This window comes from Streptomyces sp. P17 (assembly GCF_032436805.1).
In the GTDB taxonomy this organism is placed as follows: Bacteria; Actinomycetota; Actinomycetes; order Streptomycetales; family Streptomycetaceae; genus Streptomyces.
The window spans coordinates 1-923 of record NZ_JAVRBF010000202.1 but is presented as its reverse complement, the minus strand read 5'-3'; the positions used below and the strand labels follow the sequence as shown (position 1 = coordinate 923).

The following is a 923-nucleotide window of genomic DNA, read 5'->3' as shown; positions in this document are numbered from 1 at the left end:
AAGCTTGGAGAGCTGGATGGTCACCCTCGCCGAGGTCGCCCAGCACGCCGGAGTGTCGGCGAGCACGGTGAGCTATGTCCTCAGCGGCAAGCGGTCCATCTCCGCGACCACCCGGCTGCGGGTCGAGCAGAGCATCCGCGAGCTCGGCTACCACCCCAACGCCGGCGCCCGCGCGCTGGCCAGCAGCAGGTCGAACATCATCGCGCTGATGATCCCGCTGCGCACCGAGATGTACGTACCGGTGATGATGGAGATCGCCATCGCGGTCGCCACCACCGCCCGCACCCACGGCTACGACGTCCTCCTGCTCACCGGCGAGGAGGGCCCCGACGCGGTGCGCCGGGTCACCGGCAGCGGACTCGCCGACGCGATGATCCTCATGGACGTCGAACTCGACGACGAGCGGCTGCCGTTGCTGCGCGACACCGACCAGGCATCCGTGCTGATCGGACTGCCCGCCGACACCTCCGGGCTGACCTGCGTCGATCTGGACTTCCGGGCGACCGGCGCGCTGTGCGTGGAGCACCTGGCGATGCTCGGCCACCGCGACATCGCTGTCATCGGCGAGGCGCCCGCCGTCTACGAACGGCACACCGGGTTCGCCGAACGCACCCTGGACGGACTGCGCTCCCGCGCCCAGGAGCTGGGCGTACGGCTGCTGCACCGCCCGTGCGAGGGCGGCTACGACGCGATGGCCGTCACCCTCGCCCGCATCTTCGACGAGCGCCCCCACACCACCGGCTTCGTCGTGCAGAACGAGTCCGCGGTCGAACCGCTGCTCGCCCTGCTGCGCCAGCAGGGCCGCGCCGTCCCCGAGGACGTGTCGGTGGTCGCGATCTGCCCCGACCAGGTCGCCGTCCAGGCCTCGGTACGCCTGACCTCCGTCTCCATCCCCGCCCAGGACATGGGACGGCACGCCGTGG

1 protein-coding gene is annotated in these 923 nt (G+C 71.2%); it reads left to right on the top strand.

Annotation, left to right across the window (positions count from 1 at the left end):
• Positions 1 to 16: 16 nt before the first annotated feature.
• Positions 17 to 923: LacI family DNA-binding transcriptional regulator (locus RMT89_RS40365; RefSeq protein WP_315888726.1), on the top strand; the 907-nt coding region annotated here is incomplete at its 3' end.